The 26,451-nt window shown below is 72.9% G+C and carries 27 protein-coding genes; 8 read left to right on the forward strand and 19 right to left on the reverse strand.

Annotation, left to right across the window (positions count from 1 at the left end):
* The 7 genes from CO540_RS15250 to CO540_RS15280 form a co-directional block, all read right to left on the reverse strand.
* Nucleotides 1-1,611, reverse strand: a complete 1,611-nt coding sequence (locus tag CO540_RS15250) for a hypothetical protein (protein ID WP_099162565.1) — start codon at nucleotides 1,609-1,611, stop codon at nucleotides 1-3.
* A 58-nt stretch (nucleotides 1,612-1,669) separates the two neighbouring features.
* On the reverse strand, nucleotides 1,670-2,638 hold the full coding sequence (locus CO540_RS15255; protein ID WP_099162566.1) for an NAD(P)/FAD-dependent oxidoreductase: 969 nt from the start codon (nucleotides 2,636-2,638) through the stop codon (nucleotides 1,670-1,672).
* A 103-nt stretch (nucleotides 2,639-2,741) separates the two neighbouring features.
* The gene (locus CO540_RS15260; protein ID WP_091582094.1) at nucleotides 2,742-3,401 is read right to left on the reverse strand and encodes a rhomboid family intramembrane serine protease; all 660 of its coding nucleotides are present in this window, start codon (nucleotides 3,399-3,401) and stop codon (nucleotides 2,742-2,744) included.
* Between the two features lie 103 nt (nucleotides 3,402-3,504).
* Nucleotides 3,505-4,194, reverse strand: coding sequence for a lytic transglycosylase domain-containing protein (locus tag CO540_RS15265; protein ID WP_172967853.1), 690 nt, complete (start codon nucleotides 4,192-4,194; stop codon nucleotides 3,505-3,507).
* Between the two features lie 312 nt (nucleotides 4,195-4,506).
* Entirely contained in the window at nucleotides 4,507-5,922 is a 1,416-nt protein-coding gene (locus CO540_RS15270) for a PhoH family protein (RefSeq protein ID WP_091582101.1), read from the reverse strand.
* A gap of 275 nt (nucleotides 5,923-6,197) precedes the next feature.
* Nucleotides 6,198-6,626, reverse strand: coding sequence for a hypothetical protein (locus tag CO540_RS15275; protein WP_099162568.1), 429 nt, complete (start codon nucleotides 6,624-6,626; stop codon nucleotides 6,198-6,200).
* A 40-nt stretch (nucleotides 6,627-6,666) separates the two neighbouring features.
* Nucleotides 6,667-7,008, reverse strand: a complete 342-nt coding sequence (locus CO540_RS15280; RefSeq protein ID WP_091582110.1) for a hypothetical protein — start codon at nucleotides 7,006-7,008, stop codon at nucleotides 6,667-6,669.
* A 264-nt stretch (nucleotides 7,009-7,272) separates the two neighbouring features.
* Between CO540_RS15280 and CO540_RS15285 the strand changes: the two genes are divergently transcribed.
* From CO540_RS15285 to otsB, 3 genes are all read left to right on the forward strand, one after another.
* A complete protein-coding gene (locus CO540_RS15285) occupies nucleotides 7,273-7,713 on the forward strand; it encodes a helix-turn-helix transcriptional regulator (protein ID WP_091584191.1) in 441 nt (146 codons plus the stop codon).
* Between the two features lie 163 nt (nucleotides 7,714-7,876).
* Entirely contained in the window at nucleotides 7,877-8,230 is a 354-nt protein-coding gene (locus tag CO540_RS15290) for a hypothetical protein (RefSeq protein ID WP_099162569.1), read from the forward strand.
* A gap of 70 nt (nucleotides 8,231-8,300) precedes the next feature.
* Nucleotides 8,301-9,125 carry a trehalose-phosphatase gene (gene otsB, locus CO540_RS15295; protein WP_099162570.1) on the forward strand — a complete coding sequence of 275 codons (825 nt, stop codon included), beginning with the start codon at nucleotides 8,301-8,303 and terminating at the stop codon, nucleotides 9,123-9,125.
* 34 nt (nucleotides 9,126-9,159) lie between these two features.
* On the opposite strand, the gene CO540_RS15300 is transcribed toward otsB, so the two are convergent.
* From CO540_RS15300 to CO540_RS15315, 4 genes are all read right to left on the reverse strand, one after another.
* A complete protein-coding gene (locus CO540_RS15300; RefSeq protein WP_099162571.1) occupies nucleotides 9,160-9,930 on the reverse strand; it encodes an isoprenyl transferase in 771 nt (256 codons plus the stop codon).
* A 31-nt stretch (nucleotides 9,931-9,961) separates the two neighbouring features.
* Nucleotides 9,962-11,128 carry a geranylgeranyl reductase family protein gene (locus CO540_RS15305; protein WP_099164778.1) on the reverse strand — a complete coding sequence of 389 codons (1,167 nt, stop codon included), beginning with the start codon at nucleotides 11,126-11,128 and terminating at the stop codon, nucleotides 9,962-9,964.
* Between the two features lie 175 nt (nucleotides 11,129-11,303).
* Nucleotides 11,304-12,143, reverse strand: a complete 840-nt coding sequence (locus tag CO540_RS15310) for a hypothetical protein (protein ID WP_099162572.1) — start codon at nucleotides 12,141-12,143, stop codon at nucleotides 11,304-11,306.
* 40 nt (nucleotides 12,144-12,183) lie between these two features.
* Nucleotides 12,184-14,025 (reverse strand): phosphoenolpyruvate carboxykinase (GTP), encoded by a 1,842-nt coding sequence (locus CO540_RS15315; RefSeq protein ID WP_098743697.1) that lies wholly within the window; start codon nucleotides 14,023-14,025, stop codon nucleotides 12,184-12,186.
* 136 nt (nucleotides 14,026-14,161) lie between these two features.
* On the opposite strand from CO540_RS15315, the gene CO540_RS15325 reads away from it, so the two are divergent.
* Entirely contained in the window at nucleotides 14,162-15,052 is an 891-nt protein-coding gene (locus CO540_RS15325) for a GtrA family protein (protein ID WP_253865958.1), read from the forward strand.
* A 63-nt stretch (nucleotides 15,053-15,115) separates the two neighbouring features.
* The gene (locus CO540_RS15330; protein ID WP_091582129.1) at nucleotides 15,116-15,817 is read left to right on the forward strand and encodes a GtrA family protein; all 702 of its coding nucleotides are present in this window, start codon (nucleotides 15,116-15,118) and stop codon (nucleotides 15,815-15,817) included.
* Nucleotides 15,818-15,867: 50 nt separating this feature from the next.
* Here the strand turns inward: CO540_RS15330 and CO540_RS15335 are convergent, their stop codons facing one another.
* Entirely contained in the window at nucleotides 15,868-16,437 is a 570-nt protein-coding gene (locus CO540_RS15335; RefSeq protein ID WP_091582131.1) for a PH domain-containing protein, read from the reverse strand.
* A 141-nt stretch (nucleotides 16,438-16,578) separates the two neighbouring features.
* Entirely contained in the window at nucleotides 16,579-17,451 is an 873-nt protein-coding gene (locus CO540_RS15340; protein WP_099162573.1) for a biotin--[acetyl-CoA-carboxylase] ligase, read from the reverse strand.
* A gap of 73 nt (nucleotides 17,452-17,524) precedes the next feature.
* Here CO540_RS15340 and CO540_RS15345 point away from each other — a divergent pair, with 73 nt between their 5' ends.
* Complete coding sequence (locus tag CO540_RS15345) at nucleotides 17,525-19,108, forward strand: acyl-CoA carboxylase subunit beta (protein ID WP_091582135.1); 1,584 nt, start codon at nucleotides 17,525-17,527, stop codon at nucleotides 19,106-19,108.
* A 48-nt stretch (nucleotides 19,109-19,156) separates the two neighbouring features.
* On the opposite strand, the gene CO540_RS15350 is transcribed toward CO540_RS15345, so the two are convergent.
* The 4 genes from CO540_RS15350 to CO540_RS15365 form a co-directional block, all read right to left on the reverse strand.
* Complete coding sequence (locus CO540_RS15350; protein WP_099162574.1) at nucleotides 19,157-20,044, reverse strand: hypothetical protein; 888 nt, start codon at nucleotides 20,042-20,044, stop codon at nucleotides 19,157-19,159.
* On the reverse strand, nucleotides 20,037-20,540 hold the full coding sequence (locus CO540_RS15355; protein ID WP_099162575.1) for a SigE family RNA polymerase sigma factor: 504 nt from the start codon (nucleotides 20,538-20,540) through the stop codon (nucleotides 20,037-20,039). Before CO540_RS15355 ends, CO540_RS15350 begins: the two co-directional genes overlap by 8 nt.
* Before the next feature lie 62 nt (nucleotides 20,541-20,602).
* Nucleotides 20,603-21,586: a ketopantoate reductase family protein gene (locus tag CO540_RS15360; protein ID WP_099162576.1), complete on the reverse strand. Its 984-nt coding sequence runs from the start codon at nucleotides 21,584-21,586 to the stop codon at nucleotides 20,603-20,605.
* A 183-nt stretch (nucleotides 21,587-21,769) separates the two neighbouring features.
* The gene (locus tag CO540_RS15365) at nucleotides 21,770-22,513 is read right to left on the reverse strand and encodes a M50 family metallopeptidase (RefSeq protein ID WP_099162577.1); all 744 of its coding nucleotides are present in this window, start codon (nucleotides 22,511-22,513) and stop codon (nucleotides 21,770-21,772) included.
* Between the two features lie 99 nt (nucleotides 22,514-22,612).
* Between CO540_RS15365 and CO540_RS15370 the strand changes: the two genes are divergently transcribed.
* Together CO540_RS15370 and CO540_RS15375 are read left to right on the forward strand one after the other, a co-directional pair.
* Entirely contained in the window at nucleotides 22,613-23,173 is a 561-nt protein-coding gene (locus CO540_RS15370; RefSeq protein WP_099162578.1) for a Uma2 family endonuclease, read from the forward strand.
* A gap of 127 nt (nucleotides 23,174-23,300) precedes the next feature.
* Nucleotides 23,301-24,053 carry a GH25 family lysozyme gene (locus CO540_RS15375; protein WP_091582155.1) on the forward strand — a complete coding sequence of 251 codons (753 nt, stop codon included), beginning with the start codon at nucleotides 23,301-23,303 and terminating at the stop codon, nucleotides 24,051-24,053.
* A gap of 80 nt (nucleotides 24,054-24,133) precedes the next feature.
* Here the strand turns inward: CO540_RS15375 and CO540_RS15380 are convergent, their stop codons facing one another.
* Entirely contained in the window at nucleotides 24,134-24,346 is a 213-nt protein-coding gene (locus CO540_RS15380; protein ID WP_091582158.1) for a hypothetical protein, read from the reverse strand.
* Nucleotides 24,347-24,434: 88 nt separating this feature from the next.
* Nucleotides 24,435-26,426, reverse strand: coding sequence for a serine/threonine-protein kinase (locus CO540_RS15385; RefSeq protein ID WP_099162579.1), 1,992 nt, complete (start codon nucleotides 26,424-26,426; stop codon nucleotides 24,435-24,437).
* Nucleotides 26,427-26,451: the final 25 nt, after the last annotated feature.

Genomic DNA, 26,451 nt, shown 5'->3' on the forward strand with positions numbered 1-26,451 from the left:
TCAGTCCGCCGGCACACGCCCCGGCCCGCCGGCCGGCGGCGGCAACGGGTACGGCGGATCGGGCGGAAGCGGCGGCCACGGCGGGGCGACCGGCGGTCGCCACGGCGCGACCAGCCGGGCCGCCCGCCAACCGAGCAGCAGCCCCGGCACGAGGGCCAGCGCGGCCAGCGCCAGCGCCGTCGAGGCGTGGACCGGTCGGCCGTAGAGCCACCCGGTCAGCGGCACGCCCGCCAGCACCACGGTGAGCGTGGCCGCCAGCATCGCCTCGCCGGTCCACCGGCCGGGCACCCCCCGCGCGGCCGGCGGGATCAGCGCGAGCAGCCCGCCGCCGAACAGCAGCAGGGCACAACCGGCGGCGAGCGGGAACAGGATGAGGTCGTCGACGTTCCAGACCACGAGCAGGAACACCGCGGCGTGGAACAGGACCACGACCTGGACGAGCGGCAGCACGACGCCGTAGCCGGACGTGCGGGCGGCCCGCGCACCGGCGACGACGAGCACCAGGGCACCCAGCGCCAGGGCCAGCAGCGCCGCCCGGAGCGGGTCGTTGTGCCGGTCCCCGGGGGAGATCACGCCCAGCGGCGGAGGCCCCTCCCCCTGGTCGTCGGCGAATCCGATCCGGCGCCAGCCACCGTCCGGGTCGCGCAGCGCGAAACCGTCCCGACCGTTCGCGACCAGGACCACGTGCCGCCCGCCGGTCACGTCGAGCACGGCGAGGTCCTGGCCGGCGATCCGCTCGCCGGCCGACCCGGCCTCCTGGTAGCGCGCCCGCAGCAGCTCCCGCTGCTCCTCGGTGACCTGCCAGGACAGCCGCCAGGTCCGGCCCGCGTCGTCGCTCTCCTCCACCCGGATCCGCCCCGGCAGCCACCGGTAGCACCGCTGCGGGGCGGCGGGCAGGCAGGCCCGCCGGTCCGTGCGCTCCGACCCGGCGCGCAGGGTCTCCTCCTCGGCGGGAGCGGGGTCGCGCCACGTCGCACCGGCGTCGTCGCTGATCCGCCATCGCCAGGGCGGGTCGGCCGAGGCGCCCTGGCTCTCCCCGATGCCGGCGACCAGCCGGCCGTCGACCACTGCCGCGTCGACCGCGTCGGCGTACCCGATCGCGCTGGTCGCCGCCACCGCGAGCGTCGCCGCCGGCAGCAGCACCAGGACCCGGACCGACCGGGCGCCCCGCCGCCCCACCGGGTCACGGCGGGCCCGCCGCCACGCCCAGACCGCCAGCGCGAGCGCCGGCAGGGCGAGCAGGTCGGTACGGTCCGCCCGGACCAGTGAGGGCCCGCTCACCGCGCTCCACGCCTGCGAGGCGGCCGTCGCGGCGTACCCGCTGGTCTTGACCACGGCGAAGCCGATCCCGACCGACCCCAACGCGAGGCCGGCGGCGGCCCGGGCCCCGAGCCGGGGTACGACGAGCGTGACCAGCACGGCGACGAGCGGCGGCGCGAGCACCAGCCCGGCGACGTCGCTCAGCTTGCCGGTCACCGGGCCCGGCCGGGCCGCCTTGAGCACGTGGTCGTTGAACACCAGCACGATCAGGGCGAGCACGGTCACCGGCTGGCCCAGCCAGGCCAGCGCGACGCGGTCGCCGTCGGGCGTGCTCCGGTCCGGGGGCGTCATCCGTCCATCGTGGTCACCGATGGTCTCGGCGCGGCCACACGGCGATGAGGATCCGGCGTCAGGTGCCGTCGGAGGAGTGGCCGGGGAAGAGGTGCGCGGTGGGGTCGATGGCGACGGCCGCGTTGTTCACGGCGGTGGCCGCCTCGCCGAAGCCGGTGGCGATCAGCCGGACCTTGCCCGGGTATTCGGTGATGTCCCCGGCCGCGAAGACCCGGGGCAGGTTGGTGGCCATGGCGCTGTCCACCAGGATGTGCCGCCGATCGAGCCTCAGCCCCCACTCGGCGAGGGGGCCCAGGTCGGCGGTGAAGCCGAGCGCCGCCACCACCGTGTCCACCGGCAGCGTCTCCGCCGCGCCCCCGCGCACGGTCAGCTCGGCGCCGGTGACGTGGTCCTCCCCGTAGAGCCGGCTCACCTCGGCGTTGACCACGACCCGCACCGGCAGCGCGCGGACCCGCTCGACGGTGGCGGCGTGCGCGCGGAAGCGGTCCCGCCGGTGCACCAGTGTCACCGAGCGGGCCAGCGGGGCGAGCGTGGCCGCCCAGTCGAAGGCCGAGTCGCCGCCGCCCACGATGAGCACGTGCCGGTCGGTCAGCTCGGTCGGCTGCGGCACGAAGTAGACGATCCCGCCGCCGGTGAAGCTGTCCGCGACCGGCAACGGCCGGGGTGTGAAACTGCCCAGACCACCGGTGACCACCACCGCGCCGCAGCGCAGCTGCTCACCGCCGGCCAGCCCGAGGACCGGCCGCCCGTCCAGGTACGAGAGCTTTTCCGCGCGTACGCCGAGCAGGTAGTCGGGGTGGAACGGCGCGGCCTGGGCGACCAGGTTCGCGACCAGCTCCCGCCCCTTGATCGCGGGAAAGCCGGCGACGTCGAGGATCAGCTTCTCCGGGTACATGGCGGTGACCTGTCCGCCCGGTTCGGGCAGCGCGTCGATCACGGCCACCGAGAGCCCGCGGAACCCGGCGTAGTAGGCGGCGAAGAGCCCGGCGGGGCCGGCCCCGATCACGGCGACATCGACCTCGCGCATGGCGTACCGTCACTTTCCGCCAGGGATCAACCGGTGCTGATGCCGACGGTAGGCGGGCGGACGGGCACGGGCAAGCACGTCCCGCGGACGGTTCGACGCGTCGTCAGGGCAGCGTGACCGGAGGTGACCCGAGCCGGTCCGGCGTGCCGGTCTCGACGCGGCGGCGGAACAGGATCGCGGCGACCACGCCGCCGAGCAGCCCGAACAGGTGCCCCTGCCAGGAGATCCGCTCGTCGGTGGGGAGGATGCCCAGCAACTGCCAGCCGTAGAGCAGGCCGACCAGCAGCACCACGGCGAAGTTCCACCAGCTCCGCTCCACCACACCGCGGGTGAGCAGGATGCCGAGGTAGCCGAAGATCACGCCGCTCGCGCCGACCACCACCGAGTTGGGCGAACCGGTGAACCACACGCCCAGGCCGCTGACCAGGATGATCACCATGGTGGACCAGAGGAACCGCCGGGTGCCGGCGGCCAGCACGAACGTGCCGAGCAGGATCAGCGGGATGCTGTTGCTGTAGAGGTGGTTCCAGCCGGCGTGCAGGAACGGCGAGAAGAAGACGCCGTCCAGGCCCTGGATCCGGTGCGGGATGATGCCCGCGGTGACGTCGAGGTCGAGGCGCAGGCCCACGTCGAGCGCCTCGACGAGGAAGAGCACCGGCACCACCGCGCACATGGCGACGAAGGCCCGGCCGAGCGCCGCGTAGAACGCATCGGTGCCGAACCGGTGGGGGTCGCCGCCGCGAGGGCCGTCGTGCCAGGTCACCTGTCAAGAGCTACCAGCAAGCGCGGCCGTCCGCCACTCGAGCGGCGGAACAACGAGGGCGGGACGCGCGGATTCCCCGCCCGCCCCGCCGTCGGTCGATCGGTCAGTACCAGCCCGAACTCTGCGACTTCTGCCAGGCGCCGCACGGGTTGTCGTACCGGCCCTCGATGTAGCCGAGGCCCCACTTGATCTGGGTGGCCGGGTTGGTCTTCCAGTCGTCCGCCACCGAGCCCATCTTGCTGCCCGGCAGTGCCTGCGGGATCCCGTACGCGCCGGAGCCCGCGTTGTACGCCTTGTGGTTCCAGCCGCTCTCCTTGGTCCAGAGCTTGTCCAGACAGGGGAACTGGTCGATACCGAAGCCCTCGTCGAGCATGATGGCGCAACCGATCTTGCGGTTGCCGCTGAACTCCTCGCACGAGGCCGGGATGGGGCCGTCGTACGGCTTGGCCTTGGCCTCGGCCTCGGCCTTGGCCGCGTCCCGCTCCTTCTTGCGGTTGGCGGCGGCCGCCTCGGCCTGCTTGGCCCGCTCGGCGGCTTCCTTCGCCGCCGCGGCGGCCCGCAGCTTGGCCTGGTACTCGGCGGCCCGCTGCCGGGAGGTCGTCACACGGTGCTCGGCCTGCCGGTCGCGCTGGTAGGCGTACTCCGTCCGGTCGACCTCGAGCCCGACCTGCGCGGTCAGGCCCTGCTGCTGGGTCTGGCGATCCTCGCCCAGGTAGAAGCCACCGGCGACGCCCACGGAGAGCAGTGCGACAGCGGCCGTACGGGCGCCGAACCGGCTCCACAGCCGACTCACGAAGTTTCCCTTCGTCGGGGGCAGGGACACGGCACGCCGCGCGGCCGGGTGCGGCCGGGTACGGGTGCCGTGAGCGCCCCGACCCGACGGTCGAGGCCGACGCGCCGGCGTCCCGTGGCTCCCGCCGTCGTGGCGGAGAAGGCTCGACGATGCTGCCGGTGCGTATGGGGCTCCGGGCCGTGTTCGGCACCGGAGTTGTCGGTGGCGCTCGATGAACACCATCGCGCAGGGTGAGGCCGGTGGGAAACCACGGACGCCAAATGTGATCTGCGCCACACCAAGAATGTGGGCAAAAGCGGGCGTACCAGGGGGTCAGCCCGGGATGTCCTCCAGCAGATCGGTGACCATCGCGGCGATCGGAGAACGCTCCGATCGGCTGAGGGTGACGTGCGCGAAGAGGGGATGCCCCTTCAGCGCCTCGATCACCGCGGTCACCCCGTCGTGCCGACCGACCCGGAGGTTGTCCCGTTGCGCCACGTCGTGGGTGAGCACCACCCGGGAACCCTGGCCGATCCGGGACAGCACGGTGAGCAGCACGCCCCGTTCCAGGGACTGCGCCTCGTCCACGATGACGAAGGCGTCATGCAGGCTCCGGCCGCGGATGTGGGTCAACGGCAGCACCTCCAACAGCCCGCGCGAGGTGACCTCCTCCAGCACGTGCTCGTGCACCACCGCGCCCAGCGTGTCGAAGACGGCCTGGGCCCAGGGCGACATCTTCTCCGACTCCGAGCCGGGCAGGTAGCCGAGTTCCTGGCCACCGACCGCGTACAGCGGGCGGAACACGATCACCTTCTTGTGCCGGCGACGCTCCATCACCGCCTCCAGGCCCGCACAGAGCGCCAGCGCGGACTTGCCGGTGCCGGCCCGCCCACCCAGCGACACGATCCCGATCGACTCGTCCAGCAGCAGGTCGAGCGCCACCCGCTGCTCCGCCGAGCGCCCGTGCACGCCGAACGCCTCGCGGTCGCCGCGGACCAGCCGCACGGTCTTGTCCGGCAACACCCGGCCGAGCGCCGAGCCCCGCCCGGACTGCAGCACCAGGCCGGTGTGGCAGGGCAGGCCGGCGGCGGCGTCGACGTCGAGCGCCTCGCCCGCGTACAGCCGACCGATCTCCTCCTCGGAGAGCTCCAGCTCGGCCATCCCGGTCCAGGTGGGGTCGCTGGCCTGGCCGTGCCGGTACTCGTCGGCGTGCAGGCCGACCGAGGCCGCCTTGACCCGCAGCGGCATGTCCTTGCTGACCAGGGTCACCTCGCGCCCCTCGGCGGCGAGGTTGAGCGCCACCGAGAGGATCCGCGCGTCGTTCGACTCGTTACGGAACCCGGGCGGCAGCACCCCGTCGTCGGTGTGGTTGAGCTCCACCCGGAGCGTGCCGCCCTGGTCGTTGGCGGGCACCGGCCGGTCCAGCCGGCCGTGTCGCACGCGCAGCTCGTCCAGCATGCGCAGCGACTGGCGGGCGAACCAGCCCAGCTCGGGGTGGTGCCGCTTGCCCTCCAGCTCGGAGATGACCACCAGCGGCAGCACCACCTCGTGCTCGGCGAAGCGGTGGAACGCCGCGGGGTCGGAGAGAAGGACCGAGGTGTCCAGGACGAAGGCCGGGCCGGCTGGTCGGGGCTCCTCGGCGGCGGGGACCGCCGCGGCGGCGCTGCGGCGGCCGCGGGTGGTCCGGCGGGTCGGGGCGGTCGCGGCCGGGGTCTGGTCGGCACCGGCGGGGGTACGGCGAGTGGTCACAGGCCTGCTCCGCGGATGGGCACCCGGCCACCCGAGTTCCGCCTCTTCCGGCGCCCGGCGGGCACGGGGTCGGATGCGGGCCCCGTGCGCGAGTCGTCGCAGGTCCGGGCTGTCCGGCTGGCCCGGGAAAACCCCGTGCCATGCCTAGACGCTAATCGCACCGGGGCCGCGCGGCTAGAGGTGGACGTGGATCACGCCCGTCGGGAAAATGAACGTGCCCGGAACCGGCCGGGATGCATGCCCCCTGCGCGCACCCCGGCCGGAGCTCCGTCGCCTCAGCCCTGCCGTCGCACCAGGGTTCCGGCCCTCGGCCCGGCACCGGCGGCGCCGAACGAGGACCCGGTGTACGTGGTGCCGGGCCGGGCCGCCACGCCGCCGAGCTGGGCGGTCGCGCTGACGCGTACGGCCGGGGCGGAGCCGGTGCGCCCGGTGACCGCGGTGGGGACGGCGGTGCCCGCGAACGGGGTGGCCGCCCGTCCGACCGACGTCACCACGGTCGGCGCCGGGCCGGCGAGCGCCGAGGCGATGGCGGCCTGCGCGTCCCGGCGCCGGCGGTTCCAGGCGCCCCGGTCGCCGTCGAAGTAGCCCTGGCGGTAGCCGAACCGGTAGCCGATCCGGTAGCTGAGCTGACCGTGCAACCGGCCGGCGGCGTAGCAGGTGGAGCCGAGCACCAGAACGAGGACCACGGCGAGAAAGGGGCTCACCGGGTCACCTCCGCCGCCCGGGACGGCGTGGCGCCCCGGCTCATCGCTCGTCCGCCCCGGGCAGCGGGTCGACCACCAGCAGCCGCTCCAGGTCGGCGGTGCTGACCTCCTCGACCAGTTCGACGCTGATCCGGCAGCCGTCGAGGATGACCTCGGCGACGGACGCCCGGCGGATCTCGCCGCCGGAGTCGTAGACGCGCACGCTCAGCTCGGGGCAGCCGAGGTGGGTACGCCAGGCGTCCCACTCCTCCCGGTCACCGACGCTGAGCGAGAGGTAGCGACAGCCCCGGGCGAGGTAGACGCGCCACGGCGCGCTCAGCCCGGCGGAGACCCCGTCCGCGATCAGGCCGAACGCCTGGGCGCGGGTCGCGAGCTCGGTCACGAGACCCCCTCGGCACCCGCGGAGTGACGCATGTGAGCACTCGTCGTCTCAAGCACGTGACACACCGTAAGTTGTCTCATGAGCGTGACAGTATCAGCTTTTCGTCCGTTTGCCGCCGTACTCGTGTCCATCTATTCTGCCCGGGTGACACCCCTCAGGAGCAGCTCTGGATCGTTTACCGGAAAACCCGCGACAGCGTCCCGTCGGCGTGACAGCAGCGTGCCGAGCCGGCCCGACGCGGCCGACTGGCCGTACCGTCACGGGGTGACCGAGACGGCCAACGCACGGAAGATCGCCTTCGCCACCTTCGTCCGCCGCGCGCTGGACGACGCCCGCGCGATGCGGGCCTGGAGCGGCACCGAGGTCTCCCGGCGCACCGGCGTCTCCCGCCAGACCATCAACCGCTGGGTGCGCGGCGACTGGGCCAGCGACCCCGAGGCGGAGCGCGTGGTCGCCTTCTGCGAGGGCCTCGGGCTCGACCCGGCGGCCGCGTTCGTCGCACTCGGCTGGGACCGGGCCGCCGGCCCCCGCGCCGACCCGACCCCACCCCCGATGGACCCGGACGTCGAGGCACTGCTGCGCCGGCTGGTCGACCCGAACGTCTCTGACGCGGAGAAGTTCCACATTCGAGAAACCATTCGTTACCTCGCATATCGCCCGACTCTCCCGGCCGTTGTCCGAAATAGGGGTAAACAGGCCGGGTAGTTCCTCAAATGGCGAAAGAACGGAAGGTCAGACCCGATTGTTTCGCCGCGGGGACGGATCGGACCGGCTAGCGTCCACGTTTGTACTGCTAGGGGCTCGTCGTCGGCGGGGGGACGGGACACAGCCGAACCCAGCCCTGCGGGACAGAAGGAGGGGTCTGTCCATGACCCTGAAATGGTTGGCAGTCGTGGTCGCGGTGGTGTCGGTGACATCGTGCGTGACCGGCAACGTGGTGGTCGGCGTGCTGAACGGCGGGCAGCTTCCCCTGGTCGCCAATCTTCTCGCGCTCACCACGGCCGGCACCGCGGTGGTCCTCGCCGTCGTGGCCGAGCTGCACGATCGGCTCAACGACCGGGTCAGCGCGCTCACCGAGTTCCTGGTGGCGCGGCTCAACGAGATCGAGGCGCACACCGGCGACCGGAACACCGGTTTCGTGGAGGGCTACCTGCTCAGCCACGGACAGGACGCGGCCGTGGTGCCGTTCGGGCGCCGGGGACGGGGAGCCGCCGAACGCTGACCTCCCACGTCGTCCCGACGTCACATCTCGGCCACGAATACGCCGCCCGGCGCGGGGTACGCTGTCGCGCGTGCCGCCGTTGAATCTGGGCAACCAGCAGCCGAAGACCCCGTTGAACGCGGAGCACGCCTGGCGTGCGACCGCCGCCCGCGTGCGCGACGTGGTGCTCTTCTTCGACTTCGACGGCACGTTGGCGCCGGTCGACGACGATCCCACCGCGGTCCGCCCCGCGCCGAAGGTGCTCACCGCGCTGGAGGCGCTGGCCCCCCGCGTACGCCGGATCGCCATCGTCTCCGCGCGACCGGTCGAGTTCCTCCGCGACCACCTGGGTGGCCTCGACGGCGTGGACCTCTACGGGCTCTACGGCCTGGAGCACAGCCACTCCGGCGGCGAGACGGTCACCGAGCCGGCCGCGCTGCCCTGGGTGCCGACCATGGCCGAGCTGGCCGAGCAGGCCCGGGCCGAGCTGCCGCCGGGCGCCCTGGTGGAGTTCAAGCGGCTCTCCGTCGCGCTGCACTGGCGCACCGCCCCGCAGCTCGGCGACCTGGTGCAGGAGTGGGGCCGGAGCCAGGCCGAGCGGCTCGGCCTGCGCTGCCAGGCCGGTCGTATGGTGCTGGAGCTGAAGCCCCCGGTCGACCGGGACAAGGGCATGGTCATCGGCGAGGCCGTGCGGGACGCCGGTGGCGCCTGGTACTTCGGCGACGACGTCTCCGACATCAAGGCGTTCGCCGCGCTGCGCGCCCGCGCCGCCACCGACCCGGACTTCCTCGGCGTGTGCGTGGCCGTCGCCAACCCGGAGACGGGTCACGAGGTGGCCGACGCCGCCGACCTCACCCTGGACTCCCCCGCCGCCCTCGGCGAGTTCCTCGAGGCCGCCCTCCCCCACCTCACCTGACTCGACCGCCCCTCCTCGTCGGGAGAAGGGCGGGTCAGACGCCGTAGCGGCGCTGGCGGGTGGCGTAGGAGCGCAGGGCGCGGAGGAAGTCGACCTTGCGGAAGTCCGGCCAGTTCAGCTCGCAGAAATAGAACTCCGAGTGCGCGCTCTGCCAGAGCATGAAGCCGGACAGTCGCTGCTCCCCGCTGGTCCGGATGATCAGATCCGGGTCCGGCAGCCCCTTGGTGTAGAGGTGCTCGGAGATGTGGTCGACGTCGATCGACGAGGCCAGCTCCTCGATCGTGCCGCCGTTCGCCGCGTGCTCCAGCAGCAGCGACCGCACCGCGTCGGCGATCTCGCGCCGCCCGCCGTACCCGACGGCGATGTTGACCTGGGCCCCGCCGTCGCGGTCCCGGGTGCGTTCCTCGGCCGCCTTCAGCGCCGCCGCGTGCGGCGCGGGCAGCACGTCGAGCGCGCCCACCATGCGCAGCCGCCAGGGGTTGCCCTCCTCGGCCAACTCGGTGGTGAGGTCCTCGATGATCTGGAGCAGCGGGTCCAGCTCGGCGGCCGGCCGGGAGAGGTTGTCGGTGGAGAGCAGCCAGAGCGTGACGTGCCCGACGCCGGCGACGTCGCACCAGCGGAGCAGCTCCTTGATCCGCTCGGCGCCCATCCGGTGGCCGTCGTTCGGGTCGACGAAGCCCATCTCCCGGGCCCATCTGCGGTTGCCGTCGCACATCACGCCGACGTGTGCGGGCACGGGCCTGCCCGCGAGCTTCGCCGTGAGCCGGCGCTCGTACACGGAGTAGAGAAGTTTCCGCAGAGTCATCACCTTGCAGGGTAGCGACCCCGCGGAAAGATCAGTGCCGCGGTGGCGCATCGCGGGACGGCCGGCCGTTCCCGGCCCCACGCGGGCGCGGCACCCCGGCCGCGACGGCGGCGAGCGTGCGGGCGTCCAGGCGCCCGTCGCCGAGCCCCAACTCCACCACCGTCCGGTAGACCCGCTCGTCCCGACCGGCGGCCCCGATCACCGCGTCGACCACCCACCGACGCCGGGCCAGCCAGGCCGCCGCCGAACTGTGCCGCAGGTGCACGCCGAGCCGGGCGCGCAGCGCGGCGGCGTACCGACGGGCCGCGTCGGCGGGCGCGCCGGCCGCCGCCGCCCCGGCCAGGGCGCCGGAGCGCAGCGCGTAGAAGATCCCCTCGCCGGTGAACGGGTTGATCAACGACAGCGCGTCGCCGGCCAGCAGCACCCGGCCCCGCCCGGGCGCCGGCCGGTGGGTGGAGAGCGGCAGGTGGTGCGCGCGCAGGTCGGTCACCGTGGCGGGGTCGGTGCCGGGCAGCAGCGCGGCCATCCGGTCCACCAGGTGCGCGCGGGTCAGCGGCTCACCGCGCAACACCTCCCCGTACCCGACGTTCGCGCGCCCGTCCCCGATCGGAAAGGCCCAGGCGTACGCGGGCCAGCGCTCCGCCGACGTGACGATGAGCTGCTCGGGCGGGCCGGGCGGCGCGGGCGCGTAGCCCCGGATGGCGAGCGCGAGGTGCCGGTCCGGGTTCACCGGGTGCCCGAGCGCCCGGCGCAGCACCGACCCGGCGCCGTCCGCCCCGACCACCGCCCGACCGGCCAGGTCCCCGTCGAGCACCACCCGGTCGGCGCCCACCTCCACCGCGCGGACGGTGTGCCGCCGCAGCTCCACCCCGGCCTCGACCGCCGCCCGGACCAGGCGCGCGTCGAACACCTTCCGGGGCACCGTGTACGCGGGCCGGGGCAGCGCCCGGGCCACCGTGCCGCCACCGGGCCCGACCAGGCGCAGCGCGGGCAGCGGCGGGTATCCGTCGACGGCGCCGGTCACGCCCAGCTCGGCGAGCACGTCCAACGCGTGCGCGGCGATGCCGTCCCCGCACGCCTTGTCGCGTGGGAAGTCGTACCGGTCGAGCAGCAGGACCCGGGCCGCGCCCGCCCGCCGTGCCGCGAGCGCCGCCGCCGCCCCGGCCGGCCCCGCCCCCACCACCACGACGTCCCACACCGCGCCCACCACCCCCACATCCTCCCCCGCCACAGCTCCCCCGCCCCCGCACCGCGCCCGCCGCGGTCGGAGTTGACCAAGGAGTTCGCGTCAGCTCCGAGCCCGCGCTCCGACCCGAACTCCTTGATCACCGCGCCGGCCCGGGCGGGGACGCGGGCGCGGTGGGGTGCGTGGGTCAGGGGGTGGTGCGGTGGAGGGAGTAGAGGGTGAGGGCGGCGGCGGTCAGCAGGGGGGCGCCGTCGCGGATCAGGCCGTCGACGCCGAGCAGCCACCAGCAGAGCGGCAGGTCGAGCGCGAGCACGCCGAGCGTGACGACGACCAGCGCCCGGCGCGCCCAGCCGCGGCCGCGCAGCAGGAACGCGGTGCAGAAGAGCACCGCGTAGCTGACCGCGATGCCGGCGCCGAACCAGAGAAACAGGGCGGGCACGGCGGCGATCCGCCCGTCCAGCACGGACCCGGTCGCCACCAGCGCCGGCACCAGCATCAGCGGGCTGTAGGTGAACGCGGCGACCCGGGCGGTGAGCAGCCAGCCGTTCGCCTGCGGGCGCTTCGGCACCACCTCCCGCCAGGAGATGGTGCCGCCCTCGACGACCAGGCCCTTGCGGTGCCGGACCAGGTGGGCGCGGACCGCGTCGGAGCGGTAGAGCAGCACCACCACGGCGACACAGAGCGCGCTGAGCGCGGCGAACCCGACCAGGCCGGGCAGCGCGGGCACCCCGGCCCGGGGTACGACCAACCGGCCCACCGCGAAGATCGTGGTCACCGCGAGGATCAGTCCGAACGGCCGGGCGCCCACCCGGCCCTTGTTCACCTGCCCGATCAGCAGCACGAAGCCCAGCGACCGGAGCATCGCCCAGCCCGTGCGGACCGCGAGGCCGAACTCCTGCTCCGGGGCGTACCAGTAGTTGAGCAGCTCGACCGCGACGGTGGCCGCCGAGGTCACGGCGAGCAGCGTGGTCAGCGCCCGGACGGCGGACGGCCGCCGGACCTCGACAGGTTCGACGGCCGTCCTCATGGCATCCGATGTTGCCCGGTGCGGGCAACCGGCACACCTCTTACTTCTGCGGCTCCGCGTCCAGCCGGGCGCGCAGCGCGTCCAACTCGGCCCAGAGCACGCCGGGGAGCTTGTCCCCGAACTTCTCGAACCACTCGGTGACCAGCGGCAGCTCCTTGCGCCACTCCTCCGGGTCCACCTTCAGGGCGATCCGGACGTCCTCGGGCGTCATGTCGAGGCCCTCGACGTCCAGCGCGTCCTGCGCCGGGACCATGCCGATCGGGGTCTCCACCGCGTCGGCCGTGCCCTCCAGGCGCTCGATGACCCACTTGAGCACCCGGGAGTTCTCGCCGAAGCCCGGCCAGAGGAAGCTGCCCTCGGCGTCCTTGCGGAACCAGTTGACGTAGTAGATCTTGGGCAGCTTGGCCTCGTCGCCGTCGGCGCCCTTGCCCATCTCGATCCAGTGCCGGAAGTAGTCACCGGCGTGGTAGCCGATGAACGGCAGCATGGCCATCGGGTCGCGCCGCACCACGCCGACCGCGCCGGACGCGGCAGCGGTGGTCTCCGAGGAGAGCGTCGCGCCCATGTAGACGCCGTGCACCCAGTCGCGTGCCTCGGTCACCAGCGGGACGGTGTCCCGCCGCCGGCCGCCGAACAGGATCGCGTCGATCGGCACGCCGTTCGGGTCGTAGTAGTCCTCGGCCAGGATCGGGCACTGGGTGATCGGGGTGCAGAACCGGCTGTTCGCGTGCGAGGAGAGGTTGTCGCTCTCCGGCGTCCAGTCGTTGCCCTTCCAGTCGATCAGGTGGGCCGGCGGCTCACCCATGCCCTCCCACCAGATGTCGCCGTCGTCGGTGAGCGCGACGTTGGTGAAGATGGAGTTGCCGCGGTCCAGCGTACGCATGGCGTTGGCGTTGGTCTTCCAGTCGGTGCCGGGCGCGACGCCGAACAGGCCGTACTCCGGGTTGACCGCGTAGAGGCGGCCGTCCGGGCCGAAGCGCATCCAGGCGATGTCGTCGCCGATGGTCTCGACCTTCCAACCCGGGATGGTCGGCTCCAGCATGGCGAGGTTGGTCTTGCCGCAGGCCGACGGGAACGCGCCGGCGATGTGGTAGACCTTGCCCTCGGGCGAGGTGATCTTGAGGATGAGCATGTGCTCGGCGAGCCAGCCTTCGTCGCGCCCCATCACGCTGGCGATCCGCAGCGAGTAGCACTTCTTGCCGAGCAGCGAGTTGCCGCCGTAGCCGGAGCCGTAGGACCAGATCTCCCGGGTCTCCGGGAAGTGCGAGATGTACTTGGTCTCGTTGCACGGCCAGGCCACGTCCTGCTGGCCGGGCGCCAGCGGCGCGCCGATCGAGTGCAGCGCGTGCACGAAGTCGGCGTCGTCGCCCATCGCCTCCAGGACCGACGACCCCATCCGGGTCATGATCCGCATCGAGGCGACCACGTACGGGCTGTCGGTGATCTCGACGCCGAACATGGGGTTCTCGGCCTCGACCGGCCCCATGCAGAACGGGATGACGTACATGGTGCGACCGCGCATGCTGCCGCGGTAGAGGTCCGTCATCGTCCGCTTCATCTCGGCCGGCGCCATCCAGTTGTTGGTGGGGCCGGCGTCCGCCTCGTCGACGGAGCAGATGAAGGTGCGCTCCTCGACCCGGGCGACGTCCGTCGGGTCCGTCCGCGCGTAGAACGAGTTCGGCTTCTTCTCGGGATTCAGCCGGACCAGGGTGCCGTTGTCGACGAGTTCGTCGGTGAGGCGACGCCACTCCTCGTCGGACCCGTCCACCCAGACCACGCGGTCGGGGGTGGTCAGTTCCGCGACCTCACGTACCCAGGAGAGCAGTTTGGGGTGGGACGTCGGGGCCTGATCGATACCCCGAACAGTAGCCGGAGCAACCATGTCACATCTCCTTGTGGTCGACGCTGACCGATCTATGGGATGCACGAGCTCTGGCGGGCGAGTGCGCCGCCGTCGTGGAAACCTGGGATTGGGCTCAGCGTAAACCGGGCTGCCTCGCCAGTCAGTGGGACTGGTTGTGAAGAACTGCACAAGGTACGGCCACGCTGCGGCATCGCGATCTGATACCCGCTTTCGCGCGCAGTTTCACGCAAATCCTGCGGTGAACCTTCGCCGGCCCGGTCCGTCACCCGTCCGGTCGCGACGTCCGATCCGCGGATGCACACGGGGATGTCACGAAAGGCGATTCCGTGATGCGCTCCACACATTCGTACAGCCGGTTACGCTCTGCTCACGGACCACCGAAAAGGGCGGCGGCTCGCCGGCGGGGAGGACCGGGCGGAACGCCGGCGTCCAAGTTGCCCCGGCCGACTCGCCGTTGCGGTCGGTCCCCCTACCGTGCAACCGGTACTCTCGGCGGGTGGCCGCGACGATGACCGGGGACCAACCGGGTGCCCCGCAGACCCGTCGGGGTCCGATCGAGGCCCTCCTCCACCGTTTCGGCCACCTGATCCACGAGTTGAGCAAGTTCGCCACCGTCGGCGGCTTCGCCTTCCTGGTGGACTTCGCCCTCTTCAACTATCTGTCGAGCGGTCGGGGCATGCCGCCCCTGGCGGCCAAGACGATCTCCACCGTCATCGCCGCGACCATCGCCTTCCTCGGCAACCGGTTCTGGACCTGGCGACACCGCCAACGGTCCAACCCCGCCCGCGAGTACGCGCTGTTCTTCTTCTTCAACGGCGTGGGCCTCGGCATCGCGGTGGCCTGCCTGGCGATCAGCCGCTACGGCCTGGGGGCGATCTGGCCCGGGGTGTTCCAGACCCCACTGGCCGACAACATCGCCAGCTTCATCGTCGGCACCGGCCTGGGCACACTGTTCCGGTTCTGGTCCTACCGACGGTTCGTCTTCGTCGAGGCGGGAACTCCCCCCGTTCCGGCAACGAGCCACGACCGAGAGTCCGGGGCGTGACCCACCGCCCATCCCGACCCGCCGGGCCCAGCCGGCCCTGCCCACTGCCCTAAGGTGTTCCGCATGCCTGGAGTCCGTCTGCTGCCCGAGCGCTGGCAGAAGTTCATCCACGAGGCGCTCAAATTCGGCATCGTCGGCGGCATCAACACCGTCATCAATTACGCGGTGTTCAATGCGTTGGCACTCACGGTTTTTCGCGACGGCCAGCTGAAGGCGACCGTGATCGCGACGATCGTCGCGACCATCACGTCGTATCTGATGAATCGTCACTGGACGTACCGCGATCGACCGAAATCGGCGCTACGGCGCGAATACGCCCTGTTCTTCCTGTTCAACGGCGCCGGCCTGCTCATCGAACTCGGTGTGCTGGCCCTGGCCAAGTACGGCCTCGGCGTCCACGGCCTGCTGGCGCTCAACGTGGCGAAGACGATCGGTGTCCTGCTGGCCACGCTCTTCCGTTTCTGGTCCTACCGCACGTTCGTCTTCCAGCCGGTGCCGAAGCACGCCGAGGAGACCTGGCACTCGGTGCCACGTGACGAGTGGGACAACGTCGCCGAGATGGACCCGGTGGCCGAGCTGGCCGAGTCCGTCAGCGAGCTGGAGGAGGAGGAACCGCCACTGGGCGCCGGAGGGCGGGCGGTGGCCGACTACTCCCCGCCCCAGGGGCGTACCGCACCCGCCGACGCAGGCCTGGGCGGCGCCCTCGGCGCGGACCTGGACGCGGAACTCGCCGCCGAGCTCCAACCGCGGCGCGCCCGCCGCTGACCGACCGACCTCGCCGCCCCCGCCCACCCGGACGGGGGCGGCGGCGTACGTCAGGACGGGTCGCGCAGCGGTTTGCCCTCGGCCATGTCGGCCAGGATCTCGCGCATCTCGCCGTCACCCAGGCTGTGCTTGTCGTGCTGGGCCTCGACCAGCTCGTAGAGCTTCGTCTGCACCCGGTCCACGTGCGGTACGTCGGCGAGCACCGACTGGCCCCGCTCGCCGGCCGACTCGATGGTGAGCGTGCCGCAGCCGAGCATCCGCTCGACGAACTTCTGGTGCATGGCGTGGTCGTTGATCCGGGTCAGCGGCAGGTCCCGCCGGTTGCGCGAGAACACCCCCTCCTGGAGCAGCACCCGCTCGTTGGTGAAGAGGTAGTGCGTGGTGCGCCAGACCAGGAACGGCCAGAGCCCCCACCACAACGCCAGCACCAGGCCGAGCCCGGCGATGGCGTAGAGCGCGATGGTGCCGCCGTCGCCGTCGGGCAGCAGGACCCAGCCCGCGACCACCGCCGCGACGGTGAGCACCAGCACCAGGATCGGCCGGATCAGGGCCTTCCAGTGCGGGTGCAGGTGCAGCACGACGTGCTCGTCCTCGGTGAGCACGTCTTCGGGGAACGCCACGGGAACCTCCTCGCAGAACCGGACGCGCTGACCGTAACCGGTCGGCGCACCCCGGCGGCATCGGCCGCGCGGGCGGCTGCCCCGTGGGTGTTAAGAGGGGGCCCTTCCTCTACCGGAGGCGTTAATAGGGGGCCCTTCCTTTCACCTCAGGTGGAGCACGTCGCCGGCGGCGAGACGGAGCGTCTCACCGGCCGCGTCCACCAGGAGCTGCCCGTCCGGGTCCACGCCGGTCGCCGTGCCGTGCACCTCGCGGCCGTCCGGCAGCAACACCCGCACCTGGCGGCCCACCGTGGCGCACCCGCCCAGGTACGCCTCGCGCAGCCCGCTGGCCACCGCGTCGCCGCCGGCGTCGCGCCAGCGCTCGTACCAGTCGGCGAGCGCGCGCAGCAGCGCCCGCACCAGCGGGTCCCGGTCGGTGGCGGTGGCGCCGGCGAGCCGCAGCGAGGTCGCGGGCAGGCCGGTCGGGTTCTCCGGCAGCTCGTCGGCGCGCAGCGTCACGTTCAGGCCGACCCCGACCACGATCGCCGGCGGTTGGGCGCCGTCGCCGGGCACCGCCTCGGCCAGCACGCCGGCGCACTTCGCGCCGTCGACCAGCAGGTCGTTCGGCCACTTCAGCCGGGCGTCCACCTCGGCCAGCCGGCGTACCGCCTCGACCAGCGCGACGCCGGCCAGCAACGGCAGCCAGCCGTACCCGGTGGCCGGCACGGGCGCCCAGCCGCGCTCGGGGACCGCCTCGCCCGGCCGGAGCAGGACGCTGGCCGCGATGCCGGCACGCGGCGGCGACTGCCAGACCCGGCCGCGCCGGCCCCGGCCGGCGGTCTGCCGCTCGGCGACCACCACCAGGCCCTCCGGCTCGCCGGCCCGCGCCGCCGTCACCACGTCGGCGTTGGTCGAGCCGGTCTCCGCCAGCAACTCCAGCCGGCGCCACGGCCCGTGCGGCGCGACCAGCGCGCGGCGCAGCCGGGCCGCCGACAGCGGCGGTCGGTCCAGATCCGTGTACGGCGAGCCGGGCATCCCGCCAGCCTACGGCCCGGGGTGAGGCGCACTGCACAACCTCACGCACCTGAACCATCGTTATATTCCACGGGTGACTACCGAGACCGGGATCAACATCCACACGACCGCCGGCAAGCTGGCGGACCTGGAGCGACGGCTCGACGAGGCGGTGCACGCCGGGTCGGCACGCGCGGTCGAGAAGCAGCACGCGCGGGGCAAGAAGACCGCCCGGGAGCGGATCGAGATGCTCCTCGACGAGGGCTCCTTCGTCGAGCTGGACGAGTTCGCCCGCCACCGCTCCACCAACTTCGGGCTGGAGAAGACCCGCCCGTACGGGGACGGGGTGGTGACCGGCTACGGCACCGTGGACGGCCGGCAGATCTGCGTCTTCGCGCAGGACTTCACCGTCTTCGGCGGCTCGCTGGGCGAGGTCTTCGGCGAGAAGATCGTCAAGCTGATGGACCTGGCCATGAAGATCGGCTGCCCGGTGGTCGGGATCAACGACTCCGGCGGCGCGCGGATCCAGGAGGGCGTCGCCTCGCTCGGCCTCTACGGCGAGATCTTCTTCCGCAACGTGCGGGCCAGCGGCGTCATCCCGCAGATCTCACTCATCATGGGTCCGTGCGCGGGTGGGGCGGTCTACTCCCCGGCGGTCACCGACTTCACCGTGATGGTCGACCAGACCTCGCACATGTTCATCACCGGCCCCGACGTGATCAAGACGGTCACCGGCGAGGACGTCGGCATGGAGGAGCTGGGCGGCGCCCGCACCCACAACGCCCGCAGCGGCAACGCGCACTACCTCGGCACGGACGAGGAGGACGCGATCGAGTACGTCAAGGCGCTGCTGTCCTACCTGCCGTCGAACAACCTGGACGAGCCGGTGGTGTTCGACGCACCGGCCGAGCTGGCGATCACCGACGAGGACCGGGAGCTGGACACGCTGATCCCGGACTCGGCCAACCAGCCGTACGACATGCACCGGGTCATCGAGCACGTGCTCGACGACGGCGAGTTCCTGGAGGTGCAGCCGCTCTACGCGCAGAACATGGTGGTCGGCTTCGGCCGGGTCGAGGGTCGCCCGGTCGGCGTGGTCGCCAACCAGCCGATGCAGTTCGCCGGCACGCTGGACATCGCCGCGTCCGAGAAGGCCGCCCGGTTCGTCCGCACCTGCGACGCGTTCAACGTCCCGGTGCTGACGTTCGTGGACGTGCCCGGCTTCCTGCCCGGCACCGGGCAGGAGTGGGACGGCATCATCCGCCGCGGCGCGAAGCTCATCTACGCGTACGCCGAGGCGACCGTCCCCAAGGTCACCGTGATCACCCGTAAGGCGTACGGCGGAGCGTACGACGTGATGGGCTCCAAGCACCTGGGCGCGGACCTGAACTTCGCCTGGCCGACGGCGCAGATCGCGGTGATGGGCGCGCAGGGCGCGGTGAACATCCTCTACCGCTCCGAGTTGGCCAACGCCGAGGACCCGGCCGCGGTCCGGGCGGAGAAGATCGCCGAGTACGAGGACACGCTGGCCAACCCGTACATCGCGGCCGAGCGCGGCTACGTGGACGGGGTGATCCCGCCGCACGAGACGCGTACCCAGATCGTCCGGGCGCTGCGGGTGCTGCGCACCAAGCGCGAGACGCTGCCGCCGAAGAAGCACGGCAACATCCCGCTGTGACGAGGCCGTCGGCGCCCCCGCCGGGAGAGCGGCGGGGGCGCCGACGTGTCAGCACCCCGGGTATGCGGCCACGCACATCCGCTCGGCCGCGACCCGGGCCATCTGCCTCACCTGCGCCTCGGTCACCCTGGCCTCGGGCACCTGGCCCTGGGGCAGGTCGGTCCGCAGCCGGCCGGACGGGATCAACACCGTCACCAGGTCACCCGCCCGTACCACCAGCCGGTCCTCGAACAACGGCGCATAGCCGGCCGGCCGGCCGGTCGTCTCGTCCGGCGGCACGCTCGCCTCGTGCCGCAGCAGCAGCGCCTGGTCTCCGGCGAAGCCGCTCGCCGCGACGTACCAGCGGTGCACGACCTCGGCGCTGACCGTCCCCCGCTCGGTGTAGGCCTTGCCGGTCGTCCGCCACGCGCCGCAGGCCGCGACAGTGCCCTCCAGGTCGGTGACGAACCGGCCCGCCGCCTCGGGCCCCATCCGGTAGACGTCCTGGGTGAGGACCGATCCGATGGTGGTCGCGGGCTCGGTCGGCGGTTCCATCAGGGTCTGCGACAGCGAGTAGCGCGAGCGCGGTTCCTCGGCCGGCCGCCCCTGCTCGCGGGCGCAGACCTGGAGGAGGTCGTCGACCCGGACCGGCTCGTCGATGCCGCTCTCGCTGAGCCGCTCGCCGGTCGGAACGGGGATGTCGGCCGGTTCCAGCATCGCCTCGGCCACGATCTCCCCCGGCCCGTCGACGGCACCGGCGGCAAGCGGTGGCGGCGCACCGGCCCGGTCCACGAGCGTCGCGGTGAGCGCCGCGACGACCACCACCGAGGCCGCGGCGAGCGCGGCGGAGCGTCGGCTGCGCCGCCGGGCCGTGGCCCGGATCGCCTCCGGCTCCGGCCAGGTGACGTTGCGCAGATCCCGGTGCAGCAACTCCACGAGTGCGACGTCGTCAGGCATCTGCCGCCTCCTCCTCCAGGTCCACCACGGCGAGCAGCCCGGCGAGCGCGGTCCGCCCCCGGGACAACCGCGCCTTCACGGTGCCGACCGGGGCCTCGGTCTCCCGGGCCACCTCGGCGACCGGCATGCCGACCAGGTAGTAGAGCGCGATGGCGACGCGTTGCTCCTCCGGCAGCCGCCGCAGGGCCGCCACCACCTCGAGCGTGTCGGTGTTCGGGCCGGGCACGCTGTCCTCCGCCCCGTGGCGCAGGTAGGCCCGGGCCCGGCTGCGCAGGCTGCGCCACCGGCTCACCGCGATCCGGCTGGCCACCACCCGCAGCCAGGCCTCCGGGTCGTCGTACCCACGCACCGTCGACCACCGCTGCCAGGCCCGGATGTACGCCTCCTGCACGGCGTCCTGCGCCTCGGCGAGGTTGCCGGTGAGCACGTAGACGAAGCCGAGCAACCGTTGCCGGCTCCCCCGGTAGAACTCGTCGAACCCGTCGACGTCCGGCACCTGCTACCTCCCCCGTGACGGTCGCAGGAGAGACGCCTGGCGCACCGGGTGCGGTTGCCCGCTCAGCCGACCAATTTCTCCAGCTCGGCCACCGGGAAGCCACCGGCGGGGATCCGCTCGCGGACCGCCCGGCGGACCGCGACCTGCACGGCCGCGTTGACCGGGGTGGGCACCCCGTGCAGCCGCCCGAGCAGCACGATCTCCCCGTTGATGTGGTCGGTCTCGGCCGAGCCGGCGCCCCGGGCCAGGCTCTGCCAGGTGGAGCCGCCGGCGCGGTCCTCCCCGTCGACCGGCCGGTAGGCCACCAGGTCACCACGTTCGGTGGCCTCCTCGTCCCGGCTGGTGTGCGGGATTCCGGCGGCGGCCAACGCCGCCTCGCCCTCGGCGCGTACCCGCGTCGACAGCGACTCCGGCATGTCCCGGCCGAGCAACGCCTGGAGGCCGTTGCCGAGGTTGACCAGCAGCTTGCCGTACTTCCAGCGCATCACGTCGTCGCGCACCGGGGCGACGAAGCCGGCGGCGGTCAGGTCGGCGGCGATCGCCCGGCTGGTGTCGTCGGCGCCGCTCGGATAGCGGCCGAGGTGCAGCATGCCCGGGTGCGGGTGCCCGTTGGCGACGACCACGCCCGGCTCCAGGTGGGTGGCGGGCAGCCAGACGCAGACCGGGTGCACCCGGGCGAAGAGGCGCAACGCGGCCGGCTCGTTCGCCACGCCGTTCTGGGCGAGAAGCACCGGGAGCCGCTCGGCGGCCGTCCCGCCGCCCTCGACCGGGGCGTCCGCCCACGCGGTCAGCGCCGCCTGGGTGTCCTGCGACTTGACCGTCAGAACCAGCACCGTGTCGGCCGGCAGCGGCGCGCCGTCCGGGCCGGCCACCGCCGGCAGCCGGCCGGCCACCGTCCGCTCCGGCGTCCGCAGCGTCAGGCCCCGCTCCCGCACCGCGTCCAGGTGCGCGCCGCGCGCCACCAGTGTCACGTCCCGGCCGGAGTCGGCGAGGAGTACGCCGATGGTGCCGCCGACCGCGCCCGCCCCGATGATCACGTATCGCATCCGTCCGATTCTGCCCCGACGCGGCGTGGGCCGCTGTCCGGCACGGTCCGGCCGGGGCGCGATCCGCCGTCCGCCGGGTCGGCCGGGCCCGGGCGGCCGGGCGGGCTCGGCCGGGTCCGTCGGGCCGACCGGGTCAGCCGGGTCCGGCGGGTCAGCAGGGTCCAGCGGGGCAGCCGGGCCGGGTCAGCCGGTGAGGCCGACCTCGGCGAGGAGCGGGCCGGTGAGCAGCAGCGTGCCGGCGACCAGCGCGCCGAGCGCGACCAGCAGGAAGAACCCCACCCAGAACAGCGGCGGGAACGGCGTCAGCCGGGCGAGCTGGTCGGCGTCCGACTGGGGCATCCGGCCCCGACTGCGTTGGCGTCGCAGCTCGAAGACCGGCCGCACGCCGCCGACGAGCAGGAACCAGATCGAGGTCCAGGCGAAGGCCGCCTGCACTTCGGGCGGCGTGTACCAGGAGACGGCGAGCACGATGCCGCCGGTGACCAGCAGCGACAGCGCACCGAACAGGTTGCGGATGAGCACCAGCATGGCCAGCAGCAGCGCCACCGCCAGCCAGAGCAGCAACGTGATCCGGTTGCCGGCGAGCAGCCACGCGCCGCCGAGGCCGAGCAGCGACGGCGCGACGTAGCCGGCGAGCAGCGTGAGGATCATGCCCGGCCCGTCGGGACGACCGGCGGAGAGCGTCAAGCCGGACGTGTCCGAGTGCAGCCGGATGCCGTGCAGCTTGCGGCGGGTGAGCAGCGCCATCAGCGCGTGGCCGCCCTCGTGCGCGATCGTCACCGCGTTGCGGGCGATCCGCCAGGGCACCCGGGCGGCCACCACCGCGACCGCCACGACGGCGGTGAGCACCACCAGCAGGGGCGGCGGGTCCGGTTGGGCGCTGGTCAGCGTGTCCCAGAGCGTGGTCAGGCCGTCGATCAGGGGCATGGGCGGGGAGCCTACCGCCCCGAGCCGTGTCGTTCGACCGGTCGCGTCTCATAAAGTGTGAGACTGATCGGGCGTGGTCAGGGAGCGGAGGTGAGGTCGGTGAGCGCAGCTCCGTTGGGGCCCTACAGCTCGCACGTAGGTCCGTGGACTGAGGCCGACTACCTCGCATTGAGCGACAACCGCGGCCGCATCGAACTGCTCGACGGGAGTCTGATCGTGAGCCCTGCTCCGAGCCGACGGCACCAGCGGGTGGCGCGACGACTGGCGAATTCCGTGGAGGCCGCGGCCGAGCCAGCCGGCCTGTTCGTCTACGACGCCGTCAACGTGCGGCTGGGCGTCGACCGGATCGTGATTCCGGATCTCGTCGTCACGGATGCCGACGATGACGGCGTGATTCTCGACGCCGAACGCGTGGCGCTCGTCGGTGAGATCGTCTCGCCGGGTAACGCCGCCGCGGACCGCCTGGTCAAGATGCAGCTCTACGCGATCGCCCGGATCCCGTTCTGTCTGCTGGTCGAGCAGGACGGCGACAGCCACTCGCTGCGGCTGCACCGGCTCGACGGGGGCCACTACGTCGAGGACGCCGTGGCCAAGGCCGGTGAGACGCTCAGCGTCACCGAGCCGTTCCGCTGGGCGATGGACCCGGGCACCCTCCGCTGATCCGGAACCACCCCGCCACCTGGGATGACGACGACCGTCGATGAAAATTTCCTTGCACCCTCTTGCGATCTAGGGCACTAACCTCCAAAGATGAGCGTCAATCAGTAGACGTCCTCTGGAGGCATCCATGGCCCACACCAGGTTCTCCGTACGCCGGCTGTTCGCCGCCGGCCTGACCGTCGCCGCCACCGCGGCCGCGGCCCTCGTGGCGACCGCCGGACCGGCCGCCGCCGCCACCACGCCCGGGATCGACGTCTCCCGCTACCAGGGCAGCATCAACTGGACCAGCGTGCGCAACGCGGGCATCCAGTTCGCCTTCATCAAGGCCACCGAGGGCACGAGCTACAAGGACCCGAACTTCAACTCGAACTACGTCAACGCCTACAACGCGGGCGTGATCCGGGGGGCGTACCACTTCGCCCGGCCCAACATCTCCGCCGGCTCGACCCAGGCCAACTACCTGGCCAGCAACGGCGGCGCGTGGTCCGCCGACAGCCGCACCCTGCCGGCCGCGCTGGACATCGAGGGCAACCCCTACAGCGGCGGCTACTGCTACGGCCTGAGCACCACCGGCATGCGCAACTGGATCCAGGACTTCCTCAACACCTACCGGTCCCGCACCGGCCGGTACGCGGTCATCTACACCACGACGAGCTGGTGGAACCAGTGCACCGGAAGCTGGACCGGCCCGTGGGCCAACCACCCGCTGTGGCTCGCCCGCTGGGCCAGCTCGCCCGGCACCCTGCCGGCCGGCGCGCCGGTGTGGAGCTTCTGGCAGTACACCAGCACCGGCAGCGTCTCCGGGATCAGCGGCAACGTCGACCGCAACTACTGGAACGGCGACCGGAGCCGACTGATCGCCCTGGCGAACAACACCTGACGCGCGCCCGCCGTCATCGGGACCGCCTCGCCACGGGGCGGTCCCGCTGTCGTCGTACCGTCGGGGTCGTCGTCGCCCGGTCAGGCCCGGCGGCGTGCGGTGGCCGGCACGGGCACCGCCGTGCGGCGGGTCCAGCGCCACGCCGCCACCCCCGCGAGGGTGAGCGTGAGCACGCCGAGGATCGCGACCGGCGCGGACAGGCCGGCGCTGACCAGGAGCAGCACGACGTCCCCGAGCGCGACGAGCATCCACAGTGCCAGCCGGGTGCCGGTGTCCCTGCGTCGGTAACCCATGTCGCACCTCCTTCCGTCGTCAGGGATGTTCATACCCCCGAGGACGGAAAGCCATGCGAACACGTTTCGTGACGGCGGGATTCCTGGGTCAGTTCTTGCGGTCCGGCACGAAGCCCTTGGTGATGATGTCGAAGGCGGCGAGGTTGGCCTCCCAGTCCTTCGCCGGCACCTCCCAGCGCAGCGCGTAGCCCCGGTTGCTGGCCGTCGCCACGCCCCGGTTGCGCACGTGGAAGCGGGTGCCGCCGTCACGCGTCTCCAGCCAGTCCCAGTCGGCGCAGGTGCGGAAGTAGGGGTCGCACCGGGTGATGCCGACCAGCTTGTAGGCGTCGACGTAGTTGCGCCGCGACGACTCCTGCGCCTTCCAGTCGGCGTACGCGTCCTTCTTCGGCGAGTCCGTCCACTGGATGAACAACACGCGACGGGCGCCGCCGACCTCGTAGAGCACGACCTGATTGCCGCTGGGCTTGGCCCGCCAGCCGTCTGGAACCGGCACCTGGAAGCCGTTGGAGCCCTTGTAGTAGCGCCAACCGGCCGGCAGCACGAACCCCGACGGGGATGGGCTGGCCGACGCGGACGGGCTGGTCGACGGACTGCCGCTCGGCGAGGCGCTCGCGCTGGGCGGGGCGGCGCTGGTGCTCGGCGCGGGCGGGGCCGCCGACCCCACCGAGCTGCCGGCCGTCGGTTGACCGCCGTCGCCGGAGTCGTCGCCGTTGTTGAGCAGCGGCAGCGCCACCGCCAGGCCGACCAGCAGCACCAGCACCAGCGCGCCGATGAGGAGGTTGCGCCGGTTCGGCGCCGTCTTCGTCCCGGGCAGCACGGTGGCCCGCCCGGTCGACGAGGCGGGGCTGACCGGCGCGGCGCTCAGTGGCGCGGGGCTGACCGGCGAGGCCGGGCGCTGCGCCGGGGCGGCGGGAACGGGCTCACCGTCGAGGCGGGTCTCGTCCAGCGCCGGGTCGGCGTCGTCCACCCGGGTCTCGTCGACCGGCGGGGTGGGGTCGAGCTTCGTCGTCGGCTCGGCGGCCGGCGGGGTCACCTTCGCGGTCGGGCCGGCGTCCGAGGTGGGCGCCGGCACCTTCGCCGTCGGGTCGGCGGCGACCGCCGCCGTACCCCCGGTGGCGGCGACCGCGCCGGCGGCCGAACTGTCGTCGCGTTCGGCCTGGTCGGCCGGGCGCGGCGCCGGCACCAGCGGCGGTCGCGGCGCGCGCGGACCGTTCGGCCCCGGCCGGCGTACGCCGTCCAGCAGCGAGATGCCCTTGGCCCGCCGACCGGCGGCCTTGCGCAGCATGCGCTCCGCCACCTCGGCGGTGATCCGCTCGTCCGGGTCCTTGCGCAGCAGGCCCTGGAGGACGGGCTTGAGCGGCCCGGCGTTGCGCGTCGGCGGCAGCGGCTCGGTGGCGAGCGCGGCCAGGGTGGCGATCGCCGACGGGCGGGCGTAGGGCGACTTGCCCTCGACGGCGGCGTAGAGCGTGGCGCCGAGCGACCAGAGGTCGGCCTCCGGCCCCGCCGTGCCGTCGCGGGCGCGCTCCGGCGAGATGTACGCGGGCGAGCCCAGCACCATGCCGGTGCGGGTCACGTTCGGGTCGCCGGGAATGGTGGCCAGGCCGAAGTCGGTCAGCACCACCCGGCCGTCCTCGCCCAGCAGCACGTTGCCCGGCTTGACGTCGCGGTGCATGATCCCGGCCTTGTGCGCGGCCTTCAGCGCGCCGAGCACGCCCAGGCCGATCTCGACCGCCTTGGCCACCGAGACCGGGCCGTCCTCGGCGATGGTGTCCTGCAACGACTTCGACGCGACGTATTCCATGACGATCCACGGGTCGCCGTCGGTGCGCAGCACGTCGAAGATGCGGACCACGTTGACGTTGTTGAGCCGGGCGATGGCCCGCGCCTCACGCAGCGAGCGTTCCCGCATCTCGCGGCGCTCCTCCGGGGTGAGGCCGGGCGGCGGGACCAGTTCCTTGATGGCCACGTCCCGGTGCAGCACCTCGTCCCGCGCCTTCCAGACGCGGCCCATGCCGCCCTGGCCGAGCGGTGACAGCAGCCTGTACCGGTCGGCGACGAGTTGGGGGAGCGCGTTCGACATCGCTGAAACCGTACCCGGCCGCCCC

The organism is Micromonospora sp. WMMA2032 (genome assembly GCF_002688545.1).
GTDB classification, from domain to species: domain Bacteria; phylum Actinomycetota; class Actinomycetes; order Mycobacteriales; family Micromonosporaceae; genus Micromonospora; species Micromonospora sediminicola.

Excerpts from the sequence above, each read along its gene's own strand:
- CO540_RS15250 (WP_099162565.1), bottom strand. The coding sequence starts at position 1,611 with ATGACGCCCCCGGACCGGAGCACGCCCGACGGCGACCGCGTCGCGCTG.
- CO540_RS15255 (WP_099162566.1), bottom strand. The coding sequence starts at position 2,638 with ATGCGCGAGGTCGATGTCGCCGTGATCGGGGCCGGCCCCGCCGGGCTC.
- CO540_RS15290 (WP_099162569.1), top strand. The coding sequence starts at position 7,877 with ATGACCCTGAAATGGTTGGCAGTCGTGGTCGCGGTGGTGTCGGTGACA.
- CO540_RS15300 (WP_099162571.1), bottom strand. The coding sequence starts at position 9,930 with ATGACTCTGCGGAAACTTCTCTACTCCGTGTACGAGCGCCGGCTCACG.
- CO540_RS15310 (WP_099162572.1), bottom strand. The coding sequence starts at position 12,143 with ATGAGGACGGCCGTCGAACCTGTCGAGGTCCGGCGGCCGTCCGCCGTC.
- CO540_RS15315 (WP_098743697.1), bottom strand. The coding sequence starts at position 14,025 with ATGGTTGCTCCGGCTACTGTTCGGGGTATCGATCAGGCCCCGACGTCC.
- CO540_RS15330 (WP_091582129.1), top strand. The coding sequence starts at position 15,116 with ATGCCTGGAGTCCGTCTGCTGCCCGAGCGCTGGCAGAAGTTCATCCAC.
- CO540_RS15340 (WP_099162573.1), bottom strand. The coding sequence starts at position 17,451 with ATGCCCGGCTCGCCGTACACGGATCTGGACCGACCGCCGCTGTCGGCG.
- CO540_RS15350 (WP_099162574.1), bottom strand. The coding sequence starts at position 20,044 with ATGCCTGACGACGTCGCACTCGTGGAGTTGCTGCACCGGGATCTGCGC.
- CO540_RS15360 (WP_099162576.1), bottom strand. The coding sequence starts at position 21,586 with ATGCGATACGTGATCATCGGGGCGGGCGCGGTCGGCGGCACCATCGGC.
- CO540_RS15365 (WP_099162577.1), bottom strand. The coding sequence starts at position 22,513 with ATGCCCCTGATCGACGGCCTGACCACGCTCTGGGACACGCTGACCAGC.
- CO540_RS15375 (WP_091582155.1), top strand. The coding sequence starts at position 23,301 with ATGGCCCACACCAGGTTCTCCGTACGCCGGCTGTTCGCCGCCGGCCTG.
- CO540_RS15380 (WP_091582158.1), bottom strand. The coding sequence starts at position 24,346 with ATGGGTTACCGACGCAGGGACACCGGCACCCGGCTGGCACTGTGGATG.
- CO540_RS15385 (WP_099162579.1), bottom strand. The coding sequence starts at position 26,426 with ATGTCGAACGCGCTCCCCCAACTCGTCGCCGACCGGTACAGGCTGCTG.